Source organism: Streptomyces sp. NPDC003248 (assembly GCF_055563235.1).
Genome location: NZ_JBVHDT010000008.1, coordinates 316,129 through 338,687 on the forward strand (window position 1 = coordinate 316,129; position 22,559 = coordinate 338,687).

Annotated in this window: 19 protein-coding genes; 10 read left to right on the plus strand and 9 right to left on the minus strand. The window is 74.8% G+C overall.

The window, feature by feature from the left end; translation table 11 throughout:
* Nucleotides 1–78: 78 nt before the first annotated feature.
* The gene (gene lnt / locus ACZ3KJ_RS21275) at nucleotides 79–1,677 is read right to left on the minus strand and encodes an apolipoprotein N-acyltransferase (protein ID WP_467529015.1); all 1,599 of its coding nucleotides are present in this window, start codon (nucleotides 1,675–1,677) and stop codon (nucleotides 79–81) included.
* Between the two features lie 276 nt (nucleotides 1,678–1,953).
* Between lnt and ACZ3KJ_RS21280 the strand changes: the two genes are divergently transcribed.
* A complete protein-coding gene (locus ACZ3KJ_RS21280) occupies nucleotides 1,954–3,039 on the plus strand; it encodes an O-antigen ligase family protein (RefSeq protein ID WP_467529017.1) in 1,086 nt (361 codons plus the stop codon).
* A gap of 2 nt (nucleotides 3,040–3,041) precedes the next feature.
* On the opposite strand, the gene ACZ3KJ_RS21285 is transcribed toward ACZ3KJ_RS21280, so the two are convergent.
* Both ACZ3KJ_RS21285 and ACZ3KJ_RS21290 read right to left on the minus strand, forming a co-directional pair.
* Nucleotides 3,042–3,590, minus strand: a complete 549-nt coding sequence (locus ACZ3KJ_RS21285) for a hypothetical protein (protein WP_467529019.1) — start codon at nucleotides 3,588–3,590, stop codon at nucleotides 3,042–3,044.
* A gap of 106 nt (nucleotides 3,591–3,696) precedes the next feature.
* Nucleotides 3,697–4,482: a glutamate racemase gene (locus ACZ3KJ_RS21290; RefSeq protein ID WP_467529021.1), complete on the minus strand. Its 786-nt coding sequence runs from the start codon at nucleotides 4,480–4,482 to the stop codon at nucleotides 3,697–3,699.
* 39 nt (nucleotides 4,483–4,521) lie between these two features.
* On the opposite strand from ACZ3KJ_RS21290, the gene ACZ3KJ_RS21295 reads away from it, so the two are divergent.
* Nucleotides 4,522–5,715 (plus strand): glycosyltransferase, encoded by a 1,194-nt coding sequence (locus ACZ3KJ_RS21295; RefSeq protein ID WP_467529022.1) that lies wholly within the window; start codon nucleotides 4,522–4,524, stop codon nucleotides 5,713–5,715.
* A 15-nt stretch (nucleotides 5,716–5,730) separates the two neighbouring features.
* Here the strand turns inward: ACZ3KJ_RS21295 and ACZ3KJ_RS21300 are convergent, their stop codons facing one another.
* Entirely contained in the window at nucleotides 5,731–7,005 is a 1,275-nt protein-coding gene (locus ACZ3KJ_RS21300) for a TerD family protein (protein ID WP_467529090.1), read from the minus strand.
* A 353-nt stretch (nucleotides 7,006–7,358) separates the two neighbouring features.
* On the opposite strand from ACZ3KJ_RS21300, the gene ACZ3KJ_RS21305 reads away from it, so the two are divergent.
* The 4 genes from ACZ3KJ_RS21305 to ACZ3KJ_RS21320 all read left to right on the plus strand — a co-directional run bounded on the left by ACZ3KJ_RS21305 (nucleotide 7,359) and on the right by ACZ3KJ_RS21320 (nucleotide 12,055).
* On the plus strand, nucleotides 7,359–7,787 hold the full coding sequence (locus ACZ3KJ_RS21305) for a DUF6643 family protein (protein ID WP_389516429.1): 429 nt from the start codon (nucleotides 7,359–7,361) through the stop codon (nucleotides 7,785–7,787).
* Between the two features lie 43 nt (nucleotides 7,788–7,830).
* Nucleotides 7,831–8,655, plus strand: coding sequence for an MOSC domain-containing protein (locus ACZ3KJ_RS21310; protein WP_467529024.1), 825 nt, complete (start codon nucleotides 7,831–7,833; stop codon nucleotides 8,653–8,655).
* Between the two features lie 191 nt (nucleotides 8,656–8,846).
* The gene (locus ACZ3KJ_RS21315; RefSeq protein WP_467529026.1) at nucleotides 8,847–9,452 is read left to right on the plus strand and encodes an Rv1733c family protein; all 606 of its coding nucleotides are present in this window, start codon (nucleotides 8,847–8,849) and stop codon (nucleotides 9,450–9,452) included.
* A 158-nt stretch (nucleotides 9,453–9,610) separates the two neighbouring features.
* The gene (locus ACZ3KJ_RS21320) at nucleotides 9,611–12,055 is read left to right on the plus strand and encodes a right-handed parallel beta-helix repeat-containing protein (RefSeq protein WP_467529028.1); all 2,445 of its coding nucleotides are present in this window, start codon (nucleotides 9,611–9,613) and stop codon (nucleotides 12,053–12,055) included.
* Between the two features lie 92 nt (nucleotides 12,056–12,147).
* On the opposite strand, the gene ACZ3KJ_RS21325 is transcribed toward ACZ3KJ_RS21320, so the two are convergent.
* A complete protein-coding gene (locus ACZ3KJ_RS21325; RefSeq protein ID WP_467529030.1) occupies nucleotides 12,148–14,481 on the minus strand; it encodes a hypothetical protein in 2,334 nt (777 codons plus the stop codon).
* 306 nt (nucleotides 14,482–14,787) lie between these two features.
* Between ACZ3KJ_RS21325 and ACZ3KJ_RS21330 the strand changes: the two genes are divergently transcribed.
* Nucleotides 14,788–15,618, plus strand: a complete 831-nt coding sequence (locus tag ACZ3KJ_RS21330; RefSeq protein ID WP_467529032.1) for a DeoR/GlpR family DNA-binding transcription regulator — start codon at nucleotides 14,788–14,790, stop codon at nucleotides 15,616–15,618.
* A 51-nt stretch (nucleotides 15,619–15,669) separates the two neighbouring features.
* Here ACZ3KJ_RS21330 and cds1 read toward each other — a convergent pair whose 3' ends face one another.
* On the minus strand, nucleotides 15,670–16,794 hold the full coding sequence (gene cds1 / locus ACZ3KJ_RS21335) for an L-cysteine desulfhydrase Cds1 (RefSeq protein WP_467529034.1): 1,125 nt from the start codon (nucleotides 16,792–16,794) through the stop codon (nucleotides 15,670–15,672).
* Nucleotides 16,795–17,183: 389 nt separating this feature from the next.
* Here cds1 and ACZ3KJ_RS21340 point away from each other — a divergent pair, with 389 nt between their 5' ends.
* Nucleotides 17,184–17,525 carry a hypothetical protein gene (locus ACZ3KJ_RS21340; protein ID WP_467529036.1) on the plus strand — a complete coding sequence of 114 codons (342 nt, stop codon included), beginning with the start codon at nucleotides 17,184–17,186 and terminating at the stop codon, nucleotides 17,523–17,525.
* A gap of 195 nt (nucleotides 17,526–17,720) precedes the next feature.
* Complete coding sequence (locus ACZ3KJ_RS21345; RefSeq protein WP_467529038.1) at nucleotides 17,721–18,263, plus strand: ATP-binding protein; 543 nt, start codon at nucleotides 17,721–17,723, stop codon at nucleotides 18,261–18,263.
* A gap of 227 nt (nucleotides 18,264–18,490) precedes the next feature.
* On the opposite strand, the gene ACZ3KJ_RS21350 is transcribed toward ACZ3KJ_RS21345, so the two are convergent.
* Nucleotides 18,491–19,735, minus strand: coding sequence for an ROK family protein (locus ACZ3KJ_RS21350; RefSeq protein ID WP_467529040.1), 1,245 nt, complete (start codon nucleotides 19,733–19,735; stop codon nucleotides 18,491–18,493).
* Nucleotides 19,736–19,762: 27 nt separating this feature from the next.
* The gene (locus tag ACZ3KJ_RS21355; RefSeq protein ID WP_467529042.1) at nucleotides 19,763–20,425 is read right to left on the minus strand and encodes an alpha-ketoglutarate-dependent dioxygenase AlkB family protein; all 663 of its coding nucleotides are present in this window, start codon (nucleotides 20,423–20,425) and stop codon (nucleotides 19,763–19,765) included.
* Between the two features lie 67 nt (nucleotides 20,426–20,492).
* Between ACZ3KJ_RS21355 and ACZ3KJ_RS21360 the strand changes: the two genes are divergently transcribed.
* Complete coding sequence (locus ACZ3KJ_RS21360) at nucleotides 20,493–21,629, plus strand: methyltransferase (protein ID WP_467529092.1); 1,137 nt, start codon at nucleotides 20,493–20,495, stop codon at nucleotides 21,627–21,629.
* Here the strand turns inward: ACZ3KJ_RS21360 and ACZ3KJ_RS21365 are convergent.
* Complete coding sequence (locus tag ACZ3KJ_RS21365) at nucleotides 21,616–22,476, minus strand: class II fructose-bisphosphate aldolase (protein ID WP_467529044.1); 861 nt, start codon at nucleotides 22,474–22,476, stop codon at nucleotides 21,616–21,618. The genes ACZ3KJ_RS21360 and ACZ3KJ_RS21365 overlap by 14 nt on opposite strands.
* Nucleotides 22,477–22,559 lie beyond the last annotated feature (83 nt).

The window sequence follows — 22,559 nt, forward strand, 5'->3', positions numbered from 1 at the left end:
CTAACGGGGCCGGCGTCCGGCCCGGGGGAACCCGGGGCCTGCACGGGTGTCGGACCCGCCGTCCGCATCCGTCCCCCGTCAGGCCCGCCGTCCGCGCACTCCGGCGGCGATCGCCCAGCCCACACCACCCGCGGCGACGAGCACCAGGGCGATCTCCGGCAGGATGCCGAGGCGGGTCGCGGGTGTCTGCGAGGAGCGCAGCGGCACTTCCTGGACCAGGGAGTCCGCGACGAACATGCCGGTCTTCTGGCTGATCGTGCCGTCCGGCATGATGATCGCGCTGACCCCGCTGGTCACCGGCACCGTGACGGTGCGGCTGTGCTCGACGGCGCGTACGCGCGACATGGCGAGCTGCTGGTAGGTCATCTCGCTGCGGTCGAAGGTGGCGTTGTTGCTGGGGACGGAGATCATCTGGGCGCCGTGGGTGACGGTGTCGCGCACGGCCCAGTCGAAGGCGGCCTCGTAGCAGGTGGCGAGGCCGACCCGGGCGTCGCCGAAGTCGAACACGCCCGGCTCGTCGCCCCGGCTGAAGTCCTGGTGGACCATCGAGGTCCAGGTGTCGTTGAGGGCGCCGATGAGGGAGCGCAGCGGGAGGTACTCCCCGAACGGCTGGACCTGCCGCTTGTCGTAGGTCTGGGTGGCGCCCTTGTCCGGGTCCCACAGGATCTGCTCGTTGTAGAGCTTGCCGTCGCGCTCGACGACCCCGCCGACCGAGATGGGCGCCCCGATGGCCCGCGCGGCCTTGTCGATGACGGCGGCGGCGTCGGCGTTGGCGAAGGGGTCGATGTCGGAGGAGTTCTCGGGCCACAGCACGAAGTCGGGCCGGGGCACCTTGCCGGCCTCCACCTCGGCGGCCAGCCGCTCCGTCTCGCGCGCGTGGTGGTCGAGCACGGCCCGGCGCTGGGTGTTGAACTCCAGGCCGAGGCGGGGGACGTTGCCCTGGATGACGGCGACCGTCGCGGTGCCGTCCTCGGCCTCGTCGCTCACCAGGGGGCGGGCGGCCAGGGCCGCGACGACCGGCAGGGCGAGGCTGAGCAGGGCGATGACGGCGGCCGGGCGCCGCACCGTCCGCGTGCGCCGCCACTCCAGGCCCACGCGGACGACGTCGTACAGGCCGAAGCCGCACAGGACGACGGCGAAGCCGAGCACGGGGGTGCCGCCGACCGCGGCGAGCGGCAGGAAGACACCGTCCGCCTGCCCGAAGGCGATCTTGCCCCAGGGGAAGCCGTGGAAGGGCACGCGCGCGCGTGCCGCCTCGCCGGCGATCCACACCGCGGCAGCCCACACCGGCCAGGCCGGCAGCTTCGACACCGCGGCGACGCCGACGCCGACCAGGGCGACGAAGACCGCCTCGATGGCGACCAGGGCCAGCCAGGGGCCGGGGCCGACCTCGACACCGGTCCACACCAGCAGGGGCAGCAGGAAGCCGAGGCCGAAGAGGTAACCGAGGCCGAAGGCCGCCTTCCAGCCGCGGCCGCGCAGCACCCGGCCGAGCACGGCGAAGGCCGGCAGGGCCAGCCACCACAGGGTGCGCGGCGGGAAGCTGACGTAGAGCAGCACTCCGGAGAGCGCCGCTGCGGCGGCCGGGACGAGGCGCAGGAGCCGGGCGCCCCACGACGGCGAGGCCTTGGCTTCCGGCTCGTCCTGTCGGTCCACGGAAGGTGCGGTGACGGTCACCCCGGGAGTCTACGGCGGGTGACCTTTCGGCCGGCAACGCGGTCCACGGGGCGGCTCGGCCCCGGCCCGGCCCGGTCAGGGAAGGCCGTACCCGTCGCCCGCACGGCGCCTCGGCCGGTGCCGGCCTCGGGCCCGCACGCCCGTGTACGACGCATCCCCAAACCGCCCATCAGCGGTTACGGTGTGGCAGAGCTCCTGTCGCGCGGGGTGACCGGGGCCGTCACGGTCGGGGGGCGACCGGACGCAGGGGGGACGGACGGGGTGGGGTCCACGGGGATGACGTCCACGGCCGGTCAGGACGCGGACGGAGACAGACGAAACGTTTCGGACGTGACGGGTGTGGCGGTGCTCGGCGCCTGCGCCGCCTGGTCACTGATCACCGCGGCCGCGCACGGCGGACGGCCCGAGGGCGTGCTGCTCGCGGTGCTGGCCGTGGCCGCCGGATATGCCACGGGCCGTATCGCCGGGGCGCTGCTGCCGGTCGCCGCGCCCGGAGCGGCGGCGCTGGCCGGGCTCGCCCTGACGGTGGCGCTGCCGCGGCTCACGCCGGGGCCGGAGATCGCCGCGCCCCTGGGCCGCGCGGGCGCCACGGCCGCGGTGCTCACCCTGTCGGCCGGTGCCGCCTGCTGCGCCGCCCGGTCCGCTCCCCGGCCCGTCGTGCGGCTCGGCCTGTGGGGGCTGGCGGCGGGCATCACGCTCGCCGGGGCGGTGCTCGGCTCGACGGTGGCGGTGGTGACCTGCTGCGGCGTGCTGCTGTGCGCCCTGGCCGCCGGCCGGGTACGCCACCGGGGGCCGGGGCTGGCGGGCCTGGCCCTGGTGGCGGCCGTCGTGACCGGCCTGACCTGGGCGGTCGCCGGGAACGCGCTGCCCGCGGGACTCGCCGCCGCGCTGGAGGACCAGCTGACGCCCCACCGGGTCGGCCTGTGGCACGACGCCCTGGGCCTGGCGCGCGGCGACGCCGGTCTGGGCGTGGGCCCCGGGCGCTTCGGGGAGCTCAGTGCCACGGCGGCCGGGGTGGCGCCGTCCGACGGCAGGCCGCACTCGGCGCCGCTTCAGATGGCCGCGGAACAGGGCGTCGTGGGAGTGCTGCTCCTGGCGGCGGCCTTCTGCTGGGTGCTGTTCGCGCTGTGGCGCGCGGCGCGGCCGACCCCGGTCGTGCTCACGGCGGGTGCCACGCTCACGGCGCTGGCCGCGCTCGCCTCGGTCGGCAACGCGCTCAGCTTCACGACGGTGTCGGCCGGCGCCGGACTGCTGGCCGGCCTGGCCACGGCCCGCCCGTTCGGCGCCGAGCCGCAGGCTGCCGGGGCGCCGACGCAGTGGTGGGGGGACCCGAGTCCGTGGGGCGACCGCCCGGCGGCCTGAGGTCAGTGCGCCGCGCCGGGCGTCTCCTGCCGCAGCCGGTCCCGGATGACCCGTACGGCGGACTCGGCGTCGTCCACGGTGATGGTGAACGTGTGGCCGTCCCACAGCCGCAGCACCACGCCCTCGCCGCGCCGTACGACCACGGCGGTGCCCTTCTCCGGACGCCAGCGATAGCCCCAGCCGCCCCAGTGGCGCGGGGTGACGTGCGGTTCGAAGTCGGCTCCGGCGACGTGGGCCAGCGGGATACGGCGGCGCGGGACGCCGATGTGGCCGCAGCGGATCTCCAGGCACTCCCGGTCGAGTTTAAGGTCGACGTGCACGAAGGCGAGGGTGCCGAAGAGGACCAGCAGTCCGGCGGCGATGCAGCCGACGACGGACATGGCCAGCGGGGCGATGCCCGAGGTCCACGCGGAGTCGACCGCCAGTGCGATGCCGAGCGCCATGCAGGCGGCACCGGCGATGGCGAGCAGCCACTGGAAGCGGTTGGTGGCGCGTCCGTGCCAGACCTCGGGGTTCGGGACGTCGTCGTCGCGGGGGTGGTGGTCCCTCATATTCATGAGGTTACTCACGTTTCGCTCCGCCGGTACCGGGTCGCGCAGGGTGACTGCGCCGACCGGACGACGACGGACGGAATCCGGCCGTCCGGGCGGCCGGGGGTCACCGGGCCGGGCTGACCTCCTGGAGGAGCCGGCCCTCCGGGTAGGCGAGGGCGGGCACGGGAAGCACGCCCTCCCGGCCGCTGAGCAGGACGGTCACCGTGCCGTGCGCCGGTGCGTCGGGCGCGGGTCCGGCACCGATGCGGCGCAGTGCCTGGGCGGCCACGGCGCCGGCCGAGCCGTGCAGGGCGAGCGGCGGGCGGCCGGGGCGCTGGACGGCGGCGCGGATGCGCTCGGCGACGAGTTCGTAGTGGGTGCAGCCCAGGACGACGGTGGTCACGTCCTCGGGGGTGAGCTCGGCGGCCGCGGCGACGGCGGTGTCGATCGCCTCCTCGTCCGCCCGCTCCACGGCCTCGGCCAGGCCCCAGCAGGGGACCTCGGCCACGGGGACGCCGTCGGCGAAGTCCCGGATCAGGTTCCGCTGGTAGGGGCTGCCGGTGGTGGCGGGCGTGGCCCAGATCGCGACGTGGCCGCCGCCGGCCGCGGCCGGCTTGATCGCGGGGACGGTGCCGATCACCGGAACGGCCGGTTCCAGACGGGCGCGCAGGGCGGGCAGGGCGTGCACGGTGGCCGTGTTGCAGCCGACGATGAGGGCCTCGGGGCGGTGGGCGGCGGCGGCCTCGGCGACGGCCAGCGCGCGCGTGGTGAGGTCCTCGGGGGTGCGCGGCCCCCAGGGCATCCCGTCGGGGTCGAGGGACAGCACGAGATCGGCGTCGGGTCGTAGGCGCCGTACCGCGGCGGTGGCCGCCAGCAGCCCGATTCCGGAGTCCATGAGCGCGATCTTCACCCGGCCACGATAGACGATGTGCCGGTGCCGCCCCGTCGGGTGGGGAAGACTGCGCGCGTGAGCCTCATCGGGTGGATCGCCGCCGTGTCCTTCGCCGTCTGGTTGTGGCTGCTGCTCTGTCAGGGCTTCTTCTGGCGCACCGACGTGCGGCTGCCGCCGCGCCGGGAGCCGCGCGCATGGCCGTCGGTCTGTGTCGTGGTCCCCGCGCGCGACGAGGCGGCGGTCCTGGCGGCGAGTCTGCCGTCGCTGCTGTCGCAGGACTATCCGGGACGGGTGGAGATCTTCCTCGTGGACGACGGCAGCTCCGACGGGACCGGGGAGCTGGCCCGGGAGCTCGCGCGGCGGCACGGCGGGGTGCCGCTGACCGTGGACTCGCCCGGTGAGCCGCCGGCGGGCTGGACGGGGAAGCTGTGGGCGGTGCGGCACGGTGTCGCCCAGGCACGCGCGCGTGGGCCCGAGTACCTCCTGCTGACCGACGCCGACATCGCGCATGCGCCGGACAGCCTGCGGGAACTGGTGGCGGCGGCGCGCACCGGCGGCTTCGACGCGGTCTCCCAGATGGCGCGGCTGCGGGCGGAGAGCCGGTGGGAGCGGCTGATCGTGCCGGCCTTCGTCTACTTCTTCGCGCAGCTGTACCCGTTCCGCCGGGTCGGCCGGCGCGGGGCGCGTACGGCGGCCGCGGCGGGCGGCTGTGTGCTGGTGCGGACCGAGGCCGCCGAGCGGGCCGGGATCCCGGACGCGATCCGGCACGCCGTGATCGACGACGTGGCGCTGGCCCGGGCCGTGAAGGCGGGCGGCGGTCACATCTGGCTGGGGCTCGCCGAGCACGTGGAGAGCGTGCGCCCGTACCCGGGGCTGCGGGACCTGTGGCGGATGGTGTCGCGCAGCGCCTACGCGCAGTTGCGGCACAACCCGTCGGTGCTGGCGGGCACGGTGCTGGGGCTGGCGCTGGTGTACCTGGCGCCTCCGGTCGCCCTGCTCGCCGGGTTCCTCTTGGGCGATCCGGCCGCAGCCCTGCTCGGGGGCTCCGCGTGGCTGGTGATGACGGGGACGTACGTCCCGATGCTCCGCTACTACCGGCTGCCGGTGCGGCTCGCCCCGCTGCTGCCGTTCACCGCGCTCCTCTATCTGCTGATGACGGTGGATTCCGCGGTGCGGCACCACCGGGGGCGTGGCGCGGCCTGGAAGGGCCGCACCTACGCGCGTCCGGACGCGATGGCCGACGAGGGGTGAGTCCGGCGCCGGGCGCTACTTGCGGCCGGGCGTCCAGTTCATGCCCCAGCCGTAGGCGTGGTCGACGGTCCGCTGGGGGCTCACCCCGCGCTCGGGCACCAGGTAGCGGGCCTCGCGCCGGACGACGAGGTCGCCGCCCTGGCGGGTGATCAGCGCGAGCGCGCACACGGTCGAGGGGACGGTGCACTCGTCCAGGGAGAAGTCGATCGGGGCGCCGTACTGGGGGTGCAGGGTGACGGTGGCGTGCAGGTCGGCGAAGGAACGGGCGCCCTCGTAGATGGTGACGAAGACGAGGATGCGCCGGAAGTCGTCCTTGTGGTCGAGGTTGATGGTGAGGTTCTCCCCGGCGGCGAGGGCACCGGTGCGGTCGTCGCCGTCGAGATGGATGTACGGCGGCTGGTGCAGGGCGCCGAAGGCGTTGCCGAGGGACTGGACGACGCCCTTGCGGCCGTCGGACAGTTCGAACAGGGCGCACAGGTCGAGGTCGAGGTCGTTGTGCAGGGCGATCGCTCGGCCCCGCTTGCTGCCCCAGCCCGAGAACTGCCTGCGCACCTCCCAGTTGAGGTTCACGCGCATGGCGCCGGAGGTGCCGCCCTGTTTGGTCAGCGACACCGCCGGGGCGGCCTTGGTGAGCGTCACCTTGGTCAGGCGGACCGGTGCGGCGGGCGGTGGCGGCGGGGTGCGGGGGGCGTGTGGTGGCACGGTGGCGGGCGGCGTCGGGGGGAGGGGCGGCGGCGTGGGCGCGCCGGCCGCCGGGGTCCCGGTGTGCTGCGGTTCGTCGACGGTGATGCCGAAGTCGGTGGCGAGACCTTCCAGTCCGCTGTCGTAGCCCTGGCCGACGGCCCGGAACTTCCAGGCGCCCTGGCGGCGGTAGAACTCCCCGAGCACGAACGCCGTCTCGACGGTGGCTCCGGTGCTGTCGAACCGGGCGACCACGGTGTCGCGGGCCGCCTCCCGCACCTCGATGCACAGGTCCGGCACCTGCCCGAACGCGCCGCCGTCGGCTGAGGCCGCGAGGACGACGGTCTCGATCGCGGGCTCCACGCGCGCGAGGTCGACGACCAGGGTGTCGGTCACCCGGCCGCCGGTCTCCCGCTTGCCCTCGTGACGGACCGCTCCGGAGGAATGCGCCGGCTGGTTGTAGAAGACGAAGTCGGCGTCGGAGCGGACCTTTCCGGCGGCCAGCAGCAGTGCCGAGGCGTCCGCGTCGGGTACGCCCGGCCCGGAGCGCCAGCCCACCTCGACGCGCAGTGCCGTCGTCGGCACCGGAGCGTTGGATCCCTTCGACATCGACATGTCCGCCCCCATCACCTGTCTCCGCACCGGACCACGTGCCCCGGCACCCATCGGGATTCTGTCCGGCCAACCTATGCGGCCGGACGGCGAACTCCCATCCCCGGCACAGGAACGGGCGCACACCGGCCCCGGAAGGCGTCCGCCCGGCACCGGAGCGGCCGTGGCCCGCGCCGGCCGGACCGCCGGTAACCCCCCTCAGAAATAGGCCCTTACACGATCCAAACCGTGGATGCCGCCCCTTTTTCCCAAGTTCGCTCGCATTGAGGATCCAAGGTCACCGCCGACACGGAAAACAACCCTCTTATCGGTCTCCCCAACCAGCACATCGTGGGCTTAACTTATGTGCCATGACCTCCCCCCGCTCCACCTATGGCGGCGGCTACTACTCCGCCTCCTTCCCGGACACTCCGATCTACGACTCGCTCGTGGCCGAGCGGGGCACCCCGCAGATCGCCCCGATCCGGGTCCCCGCCGCCTACGACACCGGCAGCAACCTGCCCGCGCTGCCGTCGGCGCTGCCCGCCCTCCCGGCGGCACCGTCCCAGCCGTCCTACGGCTACCCCCAGATGCAGCAGCCCGCGCCGTTGCAGCAGGCCCCGGCGGCCTACATCCCGCCGCAGGCCACCGCGCCGCGCGGTTACCCCGGCCCGCAGGCGCAGCAGCCGCGCCCGGCCGCGCCCGGCATGGGCTACGAGGCGATGCGCCCCGCGGCTCCCCGGCCCGCCGCCCCCCAGTACCAGGACCCGTACGGCAACCAGCAGTACCGGGGCTACTGAGCCGGCCCGGGGACCGTCCGCGCCACCTGGCAGGATGGCCCCCATGGGCAATGCGCAGCTGCTGTCGATCCACGTTCATCCGGTCAAGGCATTCCGGGCCCAGTCACCCCGGGAGGCCGTCGTGGAACCCTGGGGGCTGGCCGGGGACCGACGCTGGGCTCTGATCGACGACGGGGGCAAGGTCGTCACCCAACGCCAGCAGCCGCGCCTGGCGCTGGCCGCCGCCGAGCTCCTGCCCGGTGGCGGCCTCCGTCTGTCCGCGCCCGGGCTCGAACCGCTCACCGCGCGGGTGCCCGAGCCGGTCGGGACGGTCTCGCTGGCGATCTTCCGCGACAAGGTGGAGGGGGTCCTCGCCGACGAGGCCGCGCACGCCTGGTGCAGCTCCCTCCTGGGCGCCGACGTCCGTCTGGTGCACATGGACGACCCCGCCACGCGCCGGCCCGTCGACCCCGAGTACGCGCTGCCCGGCGAGACGGTCACGTTCGCCGACGGCTATCCGCTGCTCGTCACCACCAGCGCGTCCCTCGACGCCCTCAACGCGCTGATCGCGCAGGGCGAGCACGCCGCGGAGGGCCCGCTGCCGATGAACCGCTTCCGGCCGAACGTGGTCGTGGCGGGCACCGACCCGTGGGCGGAGGACGGCTGGTCCCGCCTGACGATCGGTGAGGTCGGCTTCCGCGTCGCCAAGGCCTGCGGGCGGTGTGTCGTGACCACGACCGACCAGGCCACCGCGGGCCGCGGCAGGGAGCCCCTGCACAGCCTGGGCCGGCACCGCCGCCTCGGCGGCAAGCTGGTCTTCGGCCAGAACCTGGTGCCCCTGTCCCGCGGCACCATCCGGGTCGGCGACCCGGTCACGGTCGTCGCGTAGTGCCGGCGGATCCCGCACCGGCGGACGGCCGCGGGAACCTCCACCACCCCCCTGGCCGTTTGCCGTTGTGAGACGTTCCCGGACGTTCACGACGCGCCGCGGCCGCGGGTGATTTGCCTCTCTCTTCGGCCCGTCCCGCGCGTGAACGGCCCGGCGGGGGGTTATCACGGAGCGGAAAGGGGGTGCGGACGGTGCGGGTGATCGGTGGAATCTGGCGCTGGCGGCACAATCCGCTGCGCCGTACGACGGACCTGGTCGAGGCGTGGGTCGCCCTGTGCGCGCTGCTCCTGATCCTCCTCGCCGCGCCCGTCGTCGGCTCGCTCACCGGCGCTGTCGCCCAGGACGCGCTGCAACGTTCGGTCCACGCCCAGCACGCGGCCCGGCACCAGGTGACGGCCACCGTGGTGCGCGAGGTCGAGGGTCCGCTGCTGGAGGCGGACCCCGAGATCGCCTCCGGGCGGGACCTGCGCAGCCGGGTGATCGCCGACTGGACCGCCCCGGACGGCACCGCGCGCCACGGCGCGGTCCTGGCGGGTCTGGAGTCCCCGCACCGCGGCGACCACTTCGCGATATGGACGGACACCCACGGCCGTCTGGTGGCCCGTCCGCTCGACTCCGCCACGGCGACGACACACGCGGTCCTCGCCGGGTTCGGTGCCGCGCTGCTGTCCGCCGGTGTGGTGGAGGCCGGCCGAAGACTGATCATGTGGCGAATGGTCCGCCGCCGGTACACCCGTTGGGACCAGGCGTGGGACCGCGCGGGCCCCGACTGGGGCCGTACCGGCACAGGTAGCTGACGGTGTCGCGTCTGTGGTCAACCCACGGCCCGTGCGCACGCTACGGTGGACCGGCCGACGCATTCGGCGACAACCCGCGCGCGAGGGATCCGTAGGGGCGCACGCCCCGAAGGCGAACGAGCCATCCAGCACGACCTAGGTGGGGGCACAGCAACGCCATGGCACAGGGCACGGTCCAGGTGACGCACACCGGCACGTCGCGGTGGCGGCGCCGCACGGGTGAGTACGCTTCGCTCGCCGCCGCCCTGGAGGCCGCGGCCGAGGGCGACGTCCTCACCATCGCCCCCGGCACCTACCGGGAGAACCTCGTGGTGGAGCGGGCCGTGACCCTGCGCGGTCCCGAGGGCTCCCCCGGATCCGTGCGCATCGCGCCCCTGGACGGGGTGCCGCTGACCGTGCGCGCCTCGGCCGTGGTGCAGGACCTGCACGTGGAGGGCCAGGACGCGACGGCACCCGCGGTGCTCGTCGAGGACGGCGCCCCCGAGCTGCTGGACGTGCGGGTCGTCACGCGGTCCGCGGCCGGCATCGAGGTGCGGGGCCGTGCCCGCCCGACCGTCCGGCGGTGCACCGTCGACAACCCGGCCGGCATCGGCATCGCCGTGGTCGACGGCGGCGGCGGTGTCTTCGAGGAGTGCGAGGTCGTCGCGGCCGGGCAGGCGGGCGTCGCGGTGCGCGGCGGTGCCCACCCCCGTCTGGAGCGCTGCCGGGTGCACCACGCCTCGGGCGCCGGTCTGAGCGCGACCGGCGACAACTCGGCCCTGGAAGCGTTCGGTTGCGAGGTGTACGAGGTCCGTGGCAGCGGTGTGCAGATCACCGCCCGGGCCACCGCGCACCTCACCGACTGCGACGTCCACCGCACCACCGCGGACGGGGTCACCCTCGACACGGACGCCGTGCTCACCCTGGCCGACTGCCGTATCCACGACATCCCGGAGAACGCGGTCGACCTGAGGTCGCGTTCCGTGCTGACGCTCACCCGGACGACGGTCAGCCGGTTCGGGCGCAACGGGCTGTCGGTGTGGGACCCAGGCACGCGCGTGGACGCCAACCAGTGCGAGATCTTCGACAGCACCGGTGACTACCCGGCTGTCTGGGTCAGTGACGGCGCCACCGTGGTCCTGGACTCCTGCCGGGTGCACGACGTGCCGGACGCGCTGTTCGTCCTCGACCGCGGCTCCCGCGCGGACGTCGTCGACAGCGACGTCTCCCAGGTGCGCAACACGGCCGTGTCGGTGAGCGACGGCGCGACCGCCCAGCTCGACGACTGCCGCATCCGGGACGCCGGGACCGGCGCCTGGTTCCGCGACCACGGCAGCGGCGGCACCCTCAACAGTTGCAGCATCGACGCCACCCAGACCGGTGTGATCGTCACCAAGGGCGCCGACCCCACCATCGAACGCTGCACCGTCGACTCCCCCGCCGAGGCCGGTTTCTACGTGTCGGCCGGGGGCCGCGGCACCTTCCAGAACTGTCGTGTGACCAACAGCGGCGGCTACGGCTTCCACGTGATAGACGGCTGCCGCACCACCCTGCGCAAGTGCCGCACCGAGCGCTGCACGCGGGGCGGTTACGAGTTCGCCGACGGCGGCCCGGACGCGGCGGCCGGTGCGGGGCCCGTCGTCGAGGACTGCACGGGCGACGAGAGCGCCGGCGCGCGCACCTCGCCGGAGACGGCGCGGGAGACGGCCGTGCAGACGACGCCCCCCTCGGGAGGAGGCTTGCTCGGCGCGCTCCCCGGACAGCGGGCCGATCTACCGGAGGCGTCGGCCGCCGGGGCGGCGGACCAGCCGGCGCGGTCCTCGACGGACGTCCTCGGTGAACTCGACGCGCTGGTGGGCCTGGAGAGCGTGAAGCGGGAGGTGCGCGCGCTGACCGACATGATCGAGGTGGGCAGGCGCCGGCAGCGGGCCGGCCTGAAGGCGGCCTCCGTCAAGCGCCACCTGGTCTTCACCGGCTCCCCCGGCACCGGCAAGACGACCGTCGCCCGCCTGTACGGCGAGATCCTCGCCGCGCTGGACGTCCTGGAGAAGGGCCATCTGGTCGAGGTGTCCCGGGTCGACCTGGTCGGCGAGCACATCGGTTCCACCGCGATCCGCACCCAGGAGGCGTTCGAACGGGCCCGCGGGGGCGTGCTCTTCATCGACGAGGCGTACGCCCTGTCGCCGGAGGACGCCGGGCGGGACTTCGGCAAGGAGGCCATCGACACGCTCGTGAAGCTGATGGAGGACCACCGGGACGCCGTGGTGGTGATCGTCGCGGGGTACACCGCCGAGATGGAGCGCTTCCTGACGGTCAACCCCGGTGTCGCCTCCCGGTTCTCCCGGACCATCACCTTCGGTGACTACGGCCCCGAGGAACTGCTGCGGATCGTGCAGCAGCAGGCCGAGGAGAACGAGTACCAGATCACGCCGGGCGCCGAGGAAGCGCTGCTGAAGTACTTCACGGAGATCCCCAAGGGCCCCGCCTTCGGCAACGGCCGCACCGCGCGCCAGACGTTCGAGGCGATGGTCGAGCGGCACGCCAGCCGGGTCGCCCAGGTGGCCGAGCCGACCACGGACGATCTGACGCTGCTGTACGGAGAGGACCTGCCCGAGCTGCGCTGATCCCGTCCGTCCTCGCCGCCCGAACCGTCTCAAGCCCGGCCTCAAGCCCGGCCTCCGGCCCGTCGTCCGCCCGGACGGCGGGCCGGAAGGGGTCAGGACCGCTCCCGCGGCTCGCCGCCCTGCGGGGGGACCACGGGGCACAGGCGCGCCAGCAGCCGCTCGCGTTCCTCCGCGAACGCCGGGTCCGCCTGGTAGTCGGAGTGGCCCAGCACGGGCGCGGGCAGCGGGTGGTGCTCGGTACGTCCGTAGGCGAGCGGGTCCGCGAGGGGCGCGCGGTCCACCTCGGGCGCGCGGCCCTCGCCGGACAGCCGGACGGGGCCGCCGATGGGGTCGGTGAGCCGGTAGAGGTTGCGCCAGCAGTCGACGTCCTCGTGCAGGGCCTTCAGCGCCGCCGGGCCGAAGTGGGCCGGGAACCAGCGGCCGTAGAGCCTCTCGATCGGGGAGCCGTAGGTGAGCAGGGCGACCTGTCCGCGGTCGGCCGCGCTCAGCTGCCAGGCCGCGGCGGCCGCGAGGACACTGCCCTGGGAGTGGCCGGAGATGACCAGGCGGCCGCCGGTGGCACGGGTCCAGGTGGCCATGCGCCAGGTCAGGTCGGGCACCGCGCGCTCGGCGTAGCAGGGCGGCGAGAAGGGGTGGGCGGCGCGGGGCCAGAAGGTGCCGACGTCCCAGAGGATGCCGATGGTGCGGCGCGCGGAGGCGTCCTTGTAGGCGCGCCTGCCCCAGGTGACGAACAGTATGAAACCGAACCCGATCAGCCAGGAGCCGAGCGCCTGGCCGGTCTGGGCGGCGCCCTGGAGGAAGGAGGGGGCGCCCTCGGTGGCCCGGCTGGGTGTCCTGCCCGTGGCGAAGGCGCCGGCCAGGGCTCCCGCGCCCAGCAGGAGGGTCGTGGCGGAGGTGACGCCGACGAGGAGCGGGGCGCGGTCGGTGAGCGTGGCCATGGCGCGGGCGCGGGCGATGCGCTGGGTGCGGGCCGGGTCGCCCGGGTCGGCACCGTACTCACGGGCCACCGCCGCGCGCTCGGTCCGCGTCAGGCGCCAGGCGCCGCGGCCGAGCAGACCGCCCAGCACGCCCAGCACGATCAGCAGGAGCGGGATCACGGACGCCTGCCAGGTCAGCAGCACCGGCGGGCCGGCGAGGAAGGTGCCGGTGCCGTCGAGCCAGTCGGAGACGCGCTGGGAGACCCCGCCGGACATCACGCCGCCGAGCGCGCAGGCCAGCATCACGACGGCGGGACCGCCGAGGCCCCGGAGCGCGGCGCGCCCCCGCGGGCCGGGGCCGGCGGCGCGGTGGAGGACGGCGGCGACGACGGCCAGGGCGAGCACCAAGGCGCCTTGGAGCAGGGCGATCGCACCGAACGCCGCGTCGCCGGGGAGGCGTCCGGCCGATGTCCAGCCGGGGCGGTGCCAGCCGGCGTACACCAGGGTGAGGGCGAGCAGGACGAGGGCGGCCAGGGGGAGGCTGCGCACGAGGTGGGCGTCGAGCCGGCGGTCGAGGCGGTGTTCGCTGCGGCCCCGGCGGCACACCACCCAGACCGTGGCGAGGGCTCCGGCGGCCAGGGCGGCCTCCAGGAGCCGGCCGAGGACGTCGAGGAGGGCGGGACCGCCCGGTCGGTGGTCCTGGTGGGCGGCGGCGGTGCCGACCGCGGCGGCCACGGTGAGCAGGCCGGCCGCGGTGTGCGCCGCCCGCAGCCGGGCGACCAGGCGGCGCCCGTACCAGAAGCCGGGGCGGCCCAGCGCGGTGTGGCCGAGCACGTCCTCGGGCTCGGGCCTGCCGTTGAGGGGCTCCTGGGACTCGTAGGCCCGCCAGGTGCGGTGCGAGAGGTACCACAGGAGGCCGGTGAGGGCGGCCGGGAGCAGGGCGGCGAGGGCGAGGCGGCGGCCGGGCCGGGTCCACCAGCCGCCGTCCCTGACGTCCGGCGACAGGAAGCCCAGCCAGGAGTGCCGTTCGGCGCAGGCGCGGGTGCCCGCGCACTGCCAGGCCGTCAGGTCGAGGGCGACCTCGCAGGCCGCCGCGACGAGCAGCACGGTCAGGGTCAGGCCGGCAAGCCGCACCAGGAGCCCGTAGAGGCGGACGGCACGGGTGCGTTCGCGGGCGGCGGGGCGCATCCAGTGGGCGAGGTTGACGACCATGAACGGCAGCAGCAGGAGCCACAGGGCTCGGGTGCCGTTGCCGGAGGTCAGGTTGCACCAGACGTAGGCCTCGGGGACCGGCCGCTGCCGGGGGCCGCCGGTCGCGCCGCCGGCCCGGTCGGCGTCCACGTCGTCGGCGCGGCGGAACACGGCGGCCGTGTCGTCGCCGGTGATCCGTACCGTGCGCGGGTCGTTGAGCATCTTGTCGGGCGTGGCCCCGCCCACGCCGTGCACCAGGAGTTCCAGGGCTGCTCCGGTCGGCCGGCGGATGCCGTCCCGTTCGTGGACACGTTCCACTGTCTCGCACTTCCCCCGTGACGCTGCGTCGGTCTCTGTGTGCGTGCGGGCATCAGGTTCTCCGCTCGGGGGCCCGCGCACACCTGTCGTCACCGAATCTCCCCCGATCCGTGTGAGGAACGGGACCGGCGTACCGACGACGATGGCATGTCCGCGTCGGGTGGGTGGTGGCGCGGCCCGTACCGGGCCCGTGCGAGGATGGGACGCCCGCTTCCCCGGCGACCGGCGCGACGGCGTCGTCGTCGCAGGTGCGCGGGGCGTGTCGGACTGAGCGGATCGGATTGAGGCGAGAGGACCGGAGCGGACGTGAGTGAGAATCAGAACCTCCTCGCGGAGCAGCGCCGCGCCCTGATCCTGGACGAGGTCCGGCGCCGCGGCGGCGTCCGCGTCAACGAGCTGACGCGCAAGCTCGGCGTGTCGGACATGACGGTGCGCCGCGACCTCGATGCGCTGGCCCGGCAGGGCATGCTCGAGAAGGTGCACGGCGGCGCGGTGCCGGTGGTGGAGGCGAGCACGCACGAGCCGGGTTTCGAGGCGAAGTCGGGCCTGGAACTGACCGCCAAGGAGGACATCGCGCGCGCCGCGGCGGAGCTGGTCGTGCCGGGCAGCGCCATCGCGCTGTCGGGCGGCACGACCACGTACGCGCTCGCGCACCGGCTGGTGGACGTACCGGATCTGACGGTGGTGACCAACTCGGTTCGGGTGGCCGACGTCTTCCACGTCGCGCAGCGCGCGGCGGGTCCCCGGCAGGGCGCGGCCACGGTGGTGCTGACCGGCGGCGTGCGCACCCCGTCGGACTCCCTGGTGGGGCCGGTGGCCGACCGGGCCATCGCGGCGCTCCACTTCGACGTGCTCTTCCTCGGGGTGCACGGGATATCGGCCGAGGCCGGCCTGTCGACGCCGAACCTGGCGGAGGCCGAGACCAATCGGCGTCTGGTGCAGTCGGCGCGCCGGGTCGTGGTGGTCGCCGACCACACCAAGTGGGGCGTGGTGGGGCTCAGCTCCTTCGCGGCGCTGGAGCAGGTCGACACGCTGGTGACGGACTCCGGTCTGCCGGAGGAGGCCCGCGCGGAGGTCTCGGAGCACCTGCGACGGCTGGTGGTCACGGGCGAGTCCGACCGGGACACGGACACCTGACGGGGTTTCGGCCGGCGCCCGTCCGCGGACCGCGCCCCGCCCGGGGCGCCCTCAGTCCGGCCAGACGCCCGTGGCCAGCAGGGTGTCGATCGCCGCGCTGTACGAGGTGATGTCCAGGCCCTGCCCGGTGAGCCAGGCGTCGGAGTAGTACTTGTCGAGGTAGCGGTCGCCGGGATCGCACAGCAGGGTCACCACACTGCCCTGCCGCCCCTCGGCCGCCATCTCCGCGACGATCTTCAACGCGCTCCACAGGCCGGTTCCGGTCGAGCCGCCCGCCTTGCGGCCGATGACCCGCTCCAGGGCGCGGACTGCGGCGACGCTGGCGGCGTCCGGCACCTTCATCATCCGGTCGACGGCGCCGGGGACGAAGCTCGGTTCCATACGGGGCCGGCCGATGCCCTCGATGCGGGAGCCGCGGTCGCAGGTGACGTCCGGATCGCCGGTGGTCCAGCCGTCGAAGAAACAGGAGTTCTCGGGGTCGGCGACGCACACGCGGGTGTCCCACTGCATGTAGTGGACGTAGCGCGCGATGGTCGCGGAGGTGCCGCCGGTGCCGGCCGTGGCGACGATCCACGCCGGCTCGGGGAACCGCTCCCGCGCCAGTTGGCGGAAGATGGATTCGGCGATGTTGTTGTTGCCACGCCAGTCCGTGGCCCGTTCGGCGTACGTGAACTGGTCCATGTAGTGACCGCCGGTCTCCCCCGCGAGGCGGGCGGACTCCTCGTACATCTTCCGTGAGTCGTCCACGAAGTGGCACCGGCCGCCGTGGAACTCGATCAGGCGGATCTTCTCGGCGCTCGTCGTGCGCGGCATGACGGCGATGAAGGGCACGCCGATCAGCTGGGCGAAGTACGCCTCGGAGACGGCCGTCGAGCCGCTGGACGCCTCGATCACCGGGCGGTCCGGCCGGATCCAGCCATTGCACAGGCCGTAGAGGAAGAGGGAGCGGGCGAGGCGGTGCTTGAGGCTGCCGGTGGGGTGGGTCGACTCGTCCTTGAGGTACAGGTCGATGCCCCAGCCCTCGGGCAGCGGGAAGCGCAGCAGATGCGTGTCGGCCGAGCGGTTGGCATCGGCCTGGACCTTGCGGACGGCTTCTTTCAGCCAGGTGCGGTAGGCGGGATCGCTGTGGTCGACGTCGAGGGTGGCGCCGGTCGGGCTCTGCGCGGGGACGGTCACGGTGGTGCTCCTTCATGCTGCGCGCCGACGGCCCCTCGGGCGGCCGTCGGTTCGATCATAGGCACCTTTCGCACCGCTTCCCACCTGCATAAACGCTGCTTTGAGCGGCTGAAAGACGGCCCTGGGGGCGAGCGGGCCCGGCCGAGCGGGGGCCGAGCGGCCGCGCCCGCCGGGGGCGCATTCGCGCGAGTGCTCCGGCCGACCCCCGACCGCGTGTCGTACGCACTGGTGCTCGACGCCCCGCGCGGGCAGACTGCACCCGGCGGGACGAAGGTCCCGTACGGGGGCGCACACTGGATCACGACACGAGCTGGTGCCGGCCCGCGGGGCAGCACGCCGGAGGAGGCGCGGGACGCGGGCCGGGACACCCACGGGCAAGGGGGCGGGCAATGGCGGAGCCGGAGTTCACCGCGACGGGCGTGCGGATCGGGAAGCGGCTGCGGTCGCTCACCCGGGCCGGACAGGTCCGGATCAGCGACGGCCGGCTGGAGCTGCTCACCAGTTACGGCAGCGAGATCGACAGCGCTCCGGTGCAGGCGGTACGCGCCTCGCGGCCGTGGTTCGCGCCGGACGACCGGGCGCTGGCCGACCTGAACGGCCAGCGCTACCTGCTCACCCTCGGCGACCACGACCCGGCACCGGGCGAGCCCGGCCCGCCCGCGGCACGGCGGTTCATCGAGGCCGTACGCCGGGCGGCGGGCCGCGACGGCCGGGCCGACCGCACAGGGTGACGGTTTCCTGACGGCGAGTTGCGATCCGCGACACCGTGCGTCACGCTGGTCTCACGTCACTCTGGGTTTACCGGCGACAACGCTGCGAACCAGCCCGCCGGCCACGACAGCAGGCGGCCGCCCTCGCGCAGACGCACTGCTCCGATCGATCCGAACTCCGTGTTCTTCCGGACCTCACGTCGGGGAGTCGCAGCCGTGATCAGCAACCCAAGCAGGCACTGCACGGTGGAGCTTCAAGCCCTGCCGTCGCGGATCGGCCAGGTCCGCAGAATCGTATCGGCGCAGTTGCGCTACTGGCACCTGGATCCCCTCATAGACCGGGCCGCGCTCGGTGTGACGGAGCTGTTGACCAACGTCCACCGGCACGCCCAGCCCGACAAGACGTGCACCGTGGAGATGGAGCTGCTGCTCGGCCGGCTCACCGTCTCCGTGCGCGACCACGATCCGCGGCTCCCCGTGGTGGACCACGTCACGGCCCCCGACGTCCTCGCCACGTGCGGGCGCGGGCTCGCGATGGTGGCCGCGGTCAGCGAGAGCTGGGGAGCGCGGCCGGACGGCGAGTCCGGCAAGGTCGTGTGGTTCACGCTGCCGGCCCTCGGCGCGCCGCGGGACCGCGCGGCGCGTCCACCGCGCCGGGCGGCCGTCGAGCAGGGTGCGCGCCGGTTCCCGGAGGTCGTCGCGGTCGACGACCTCGGTCCGGCGGCGCACGCTCCCGCCCGGTCGGCCGTCGTGGGCTGATCCGGCGGCGCCCCGGCGCACCAGTTGGGTCCTGATGGGCCCCTGATCGGGCCCCGGTGGGGCGTGCCCTCGTCGCGCCGTCCACGGCGGTGAGGGTCCCAGGGCCGGGCCCGCCGGGACTGTCCGTCCGTCCACGGCCGCGCGGGCGGGTGATGTCCGCGCCGGTGGCGCCTCCGCTGGCGCCTCGCCCGCGCCCGCCCCGGACGCCCGGCGGGGGACAAGGGTGTTCAGACCTGGCTCAGCGCTTCCAGGGGGTCGTCCAGCACCGGCTGCCAGGCCAGCTCCGCGGCGCCGACCAGGCTGTTGTGGTCGAGGGAGCAGGCCAGGATGGGAACGCCTCCGCTACGGCCCCACAGGCTGCGGTCGGCGACGACCGCGCGGAGGCGCTCGGGGTCGGTGTCCAGGAGGGTGCGGTGCAGCCCGCCGAGGATGATCCGGTCGGGGTTGAGGATGTTCACCAGGCCGGCCAGGCCCAGCCCGAGCCGGTCGATGAGGGCCTCCGCGGCCATGCGGACGACCGGGTCGGCGTACTCCTCGCGGACCAGTTGGTTGGCCTGCTGGAGCAGGGAGCCCTCCGGGCCGGGCCGGCGGCCGGCGGTGGTGAGGAGGGCCAGCGGGTCGGCCTCGACGTCGAGGCAGCCGCGGCTGCCGCAGTGGCAGGGCCGGCCCTCGGGATTGACGGTGAGGTGGCCGACCTCCAGGGCGAGCCCGGAACTGCCCGTGTGCAGCCGCCCGTCGAGCACCAGCGCGCCGCCGACCCCGCGGTGGCCGGTCGCCACGCACAGCAGGTCGCGGGCGCCGCGCCCGGCGCCGTGGCGGTGCTCGGCGAGGGCGGAGAGGTTGACGTCGTTCGCGGCGAAGGCCGGGCCGGTGATGCCGGCCGCGCGGACCCGCTCGGCGAAGATCTCCCGGACCGGCGCCCCGACCGGCCAGGCCAGGTGCAGGGGGTTCAGGGCGAGGCCCTCGGGTGCGGCCACCGCGGACGGCACGGCGAGTCCGGCGCCCACGCAGCGGCGACCGGTGGACCGCAGCAGTTCCGCGCCGGCCTCCACGACGGTGGCGAGCACCTTGGCCGGGTCCGCGTCGACGGTCTCGCAGCCGGGGGTCGTCGCGACGATCCGCCCGCCGAGGCCGACCAGCGCGGCCCGGAACCCGTCGGCGTGCACCTGGGCGGCGAGGGCGACGGGACCGTCCTCGGCGAGTTCGAGCCGGTGGGAGGGGCGGCCCTGGGAGCCGGCGGCGGCGCCGGGCCGCGCGTCCACCCGGATCAGGCCCAGCGCCTCCAGTTCGGCGGCCACCGCGCCGGCGGTGGCGCGGGTGACGCCGAGTTCGGCGGTGAGCACCGCACGGGTGGGGGCCCGTCCGGTGTGCACGAGCTCCAGCGCCGGGCCGAGCGCACCGCGCCCCCGGTCCAGCCGCGCCCTGGAGGTGGTCCCTTCCCCCGCCGTCCGGGGGTCCGCCTTGCCGCTCATGAGGGCGAGTCTCCCATGATCCGCTGGTCAGGTGGCCCTCGGGAAGCCGCTGACGCGCAGGGTGACGTTCAGCCGTCCGCTCAGTCCCAGCCCGGCCGGCGCCGTTCCCGGCAGTACCCGGGGCACCCCGTGGTAGGCGTGCCGAGACGGCCCGCCGAACACGAACAGGTCGCCGCTGCGCAGTTCGACGTCGCTCCAGGGGCGGGTACGGGTCTCGGTGTTGCCGAAGCGGAAGACGCAGGTGTCGCCGAGGCTGAGCGAGACCACGGGCGCGGCGGACCGCTCGTCTGCGTCCCGGTGCATGCCCATGCGGGCGTCGCCGTCGTAGAAGTTGATCAGCGCGATGTCGTACGCCGCCGCCTCCGCCGGTCCGGGGCCCAGCGTGTCGGCCACCGCGCGCCGGCCCAGCTCGCCGAGCCACGCCGGGAACGGTTTGACGGGGGTGCCGTCGCCGTCGACGGCCGTGCGGGCGTAGGCGTACGGGTACCAGTGCCAGCCGAGGCAGACCTGGCGGGCGGTCATGGTGCCGCCGCCGGGGGTGCGGACCGTGCGCAGGCCGGCCGGCGGGCGGGCCCAGTCGCGGCAGGCGTCCAGCAGCCGCCGCTGACCGGGCTCGTCCAGCCAGCCCGGGGCGTGCACCGCGCCCGGCGCGACCAGCACGCGCTCACGGGGGAACAGCTCTCCGTCCATGCCCCCATCCTCCCCCGGCGGGCCTGAGCTGCGGCTCGGCTAGCCTTGACGCACGATGGACGACCGTATGACGACGCCGTGGGGCGAGCTCTCGCTGGCCCGCCACCCCGAGGACCCGCGCGACGGCCTGCGCGCCTGGGACGCCTCCGACGCGTACCTGCTGCGCCACCTCGCCGCGGAGCGGACCGAGCTGACCGGGACGGTCGTGGTGCTCGGCGACCGCTGGGGGGCGCTGGCCACGGCGCTCGCCGCGTACCGGCCGACCCAGATCACCGACTCCTGGCTGGGGCAGGAGGCGACCCGGGCGAACCTCGCCCGCAACGGCGCCGAACCCGGCTCCGTGCGGCTGCTGACCACCCAGGACCCGCCGCCCGCGCGGATCGACGTGCTGCTGGTGCGCGTGCCGAAGAGCCTCGCGCTCCTGGAGGACCAGCTGCTGCGGCTGGCGCCGTCGGTGCACGCGGGCACGGTCGTGGTCGGGACCGGCATGGTGAAGGAGATCCACACGTCGACGCTCCGGCTGTTCGAGCGGATCCTCGGCCCGACCCGGACCTCCCTCGCCGAGCAGAAGGCGCGGCTCGTCCTCACGGCTCCGGACCCGTCGCTGGAGCGCCCCGCCAGTCCGTGGCCGTACGGCTACGACCTCCCCGACGGGATCGGGCCGCTGTCGGGCCGTCCGGTCGTCAACCACGCGGGCGTGTTCTGCGCCGACCGGCTCGACATCGGCACCCGGTTCTTCCTGGGGCACCTGCCGGACACCCGGGGCGCGCGCCGCGTCGTCGACCTCGGCTGCGGCAACGGGATCGTCGGGACGGCGGTCGCGCTGGCCGACCCCGGGGCCGAGGTGCTGTTCACCGACGAATCGTTCCAGGCGGTGGCCTCGGCGGAGGCGACGTACAAGGCGAACGGGGTGCCGGGGCACGCGGAGTTCCGGGTCGGCGACGGGCTGGCGGGCGTACCGGACGGCAGCGTCGACCTCGTCCTGAACAACCCGCCGTTCCATTCCCACCAGGCGACGACGGACGCCACGGCGTGGCGGATGTTCACCGGGGCGCGGCGCGCCCTGCGGCCGGGCGGTGAGCTGTGGGTGGTGGGCAACCGGCACCTCGGGTACCACGTGAAGCTGCGGCGGCTGTTCGGCAACAGCAGCCTGGTCGCCGGTGACCGCAAGTTCGTGGTGCTGAAGGCCGTCAAGCGGGGGTGAGCCCCACGCCGGTGAGGATCCGTACCACCGTCCGGGCCATCGCCCCGCGCCCGGCGTCCAGGTAGGCGCGCGCGTCGACCGCGTCCGGGTGCGCGTCGAGGTGCTGCCTGATCGCGCCGGTCAGGGCCAGGTTGAGGGCGGTGCCGACGTTGACCTTGGCGATGCCGCCCGCGACGGCGGCGCGCAGTTCCTCGTGGGGCACGCCGGAGGAGCCGTGCAGGACGAGGGGCACGTCCAGGGCCGTGCCGAGCCGCCCGAGCAGGTCGTGGTCGAGGGACGCGGTGCGCGTGGTCATCGCGTGGACGCTGCCGACGGCGACGGCCAGGGCGTCCACCCCGGAGTGTGCGACGAACGCGCGGGCCTCGGCGGGGTCGGTGCGGGCGCCGGGTGCGTGGGCGTCGCGCGGGGGTGTCCCGTCCTTGCCGCCGATCTCTCCCAACTCGGCCTCGGTCCACAGTCCGTGGGCGTGCGCCCAGTCGACGGCCGCCCGGGTCGCGGCGAGGTTCTCCTCGTACGGCAGGTGGGAGGCGTCGTACATGACGGAGCTGAAACCGGCGTCCGCGGCCTGCCGGAGCAGGGCGTCATCCCGGACGTGGTCGAGGTGCAGCGCGACGGGTACGGCGGCCTGTCCGGCGGCGGTGGCGGCGGCGCGGGCGAGCGGGAGCACGCGTCCGCCGCGGAACCGCACCGCGTTCTCACTGACCTGGAGGACGACCGGGGCGCGGACGGACTCGGCTCCGCTGACGACGGCCTCGAGGTGCTCCAGCGTGACGATGTTGAAGGCGGCTACGGCGGTACGGGCCGCGCGGGCCCGGCTGACCAGTTCGCCGGTGGTGGTGAGGGGCACGGCACCTCCCGGTCGGGGTCGGGGTCGGGACGCGGACGCCCGGCCGGTCGGGGCCGCGGCCGCGGGCGGCGGCCGGGCAGCGG

Excerpts from the sequence above, each read along its gene's own strand:
- ACZ3KJ_RS21305 (WP_389516429.1), top strand. The coding sequence starts at position 7,359 with ATGACCTCCCCCCGCTCCACCTATGGCGGCGGCTACTACTCCGCCTCC.
- ACZ3KJ_RS21360 (WP_467529092.1), top strand. The coding sequence starts at position 20,493 with ATGACGACGCCGTGGGGCGAGCTCTCGCTGGCCCGCCACCCCGAGGAC.
- ACZ3KJ_RS21300 (WP_467529090.1), bottom strand. The coding sequence starts at position 7,005 with ATGTCGAAGGGATCCAACGCTCCGGTGCCGACGACGGCACTGCGCGTC.
- ACZ3KJ_RS21340 (WP_467529036.1), top strand. The coding sequence starts at position 17,184 with ATGGCGGAGCCGGAGTTCACCGCGACGGGCGTGCGGATCGGGAAGCGG.
- ACZ3KJ_RS21285 (WP_467529019.1), bottom strand. The coding sequence starts at position 3,590 with ATGAGGGACCACCACCCCCGCGACGACGACGTCCCGAACCCCGAGGTC.
- ACZ3KJ_RS21320 (WP_467529028.1), top strand. The coding sequence starts at position 9,611 with ATGGCACAGGGCACGGTCCAGGTGACGCACACCGGCACGTCGCGGTGG.
- ACZ3KJ_RS21355 (WP_467529042.1), bottom strand. The coding sequence starts at position 20,425 with ATGGACGGAGAGCTGTTCCCCCGTGAGCGCGTGCTGGTCGCGCCGGGC.
- ACZ3KJ_RS21310 (WP_467529024.1), top strand. The coding sequence starts at position 7,831 with ATGGGCAATGCGCAGCTGCTGTCGATCCACGTTCATCCGGTCAAGGCA.
- ACZ3KJ_RS21350 (WP_467529040.1), bottom strand. The coding sequence starts at position 19,735 with ATGAGCGGCAAGGCGGACCCCCGGACGGCGGGGGAAGGGACCACCTCC.
- ACZ3KJ_RS21280 (WP_467529017.1), top strand. The coding sequence starts at position 1,954 with ATGACGTCCACGGCCGGTCAGGACGCGGACGGAGACAGACGAAACGTT.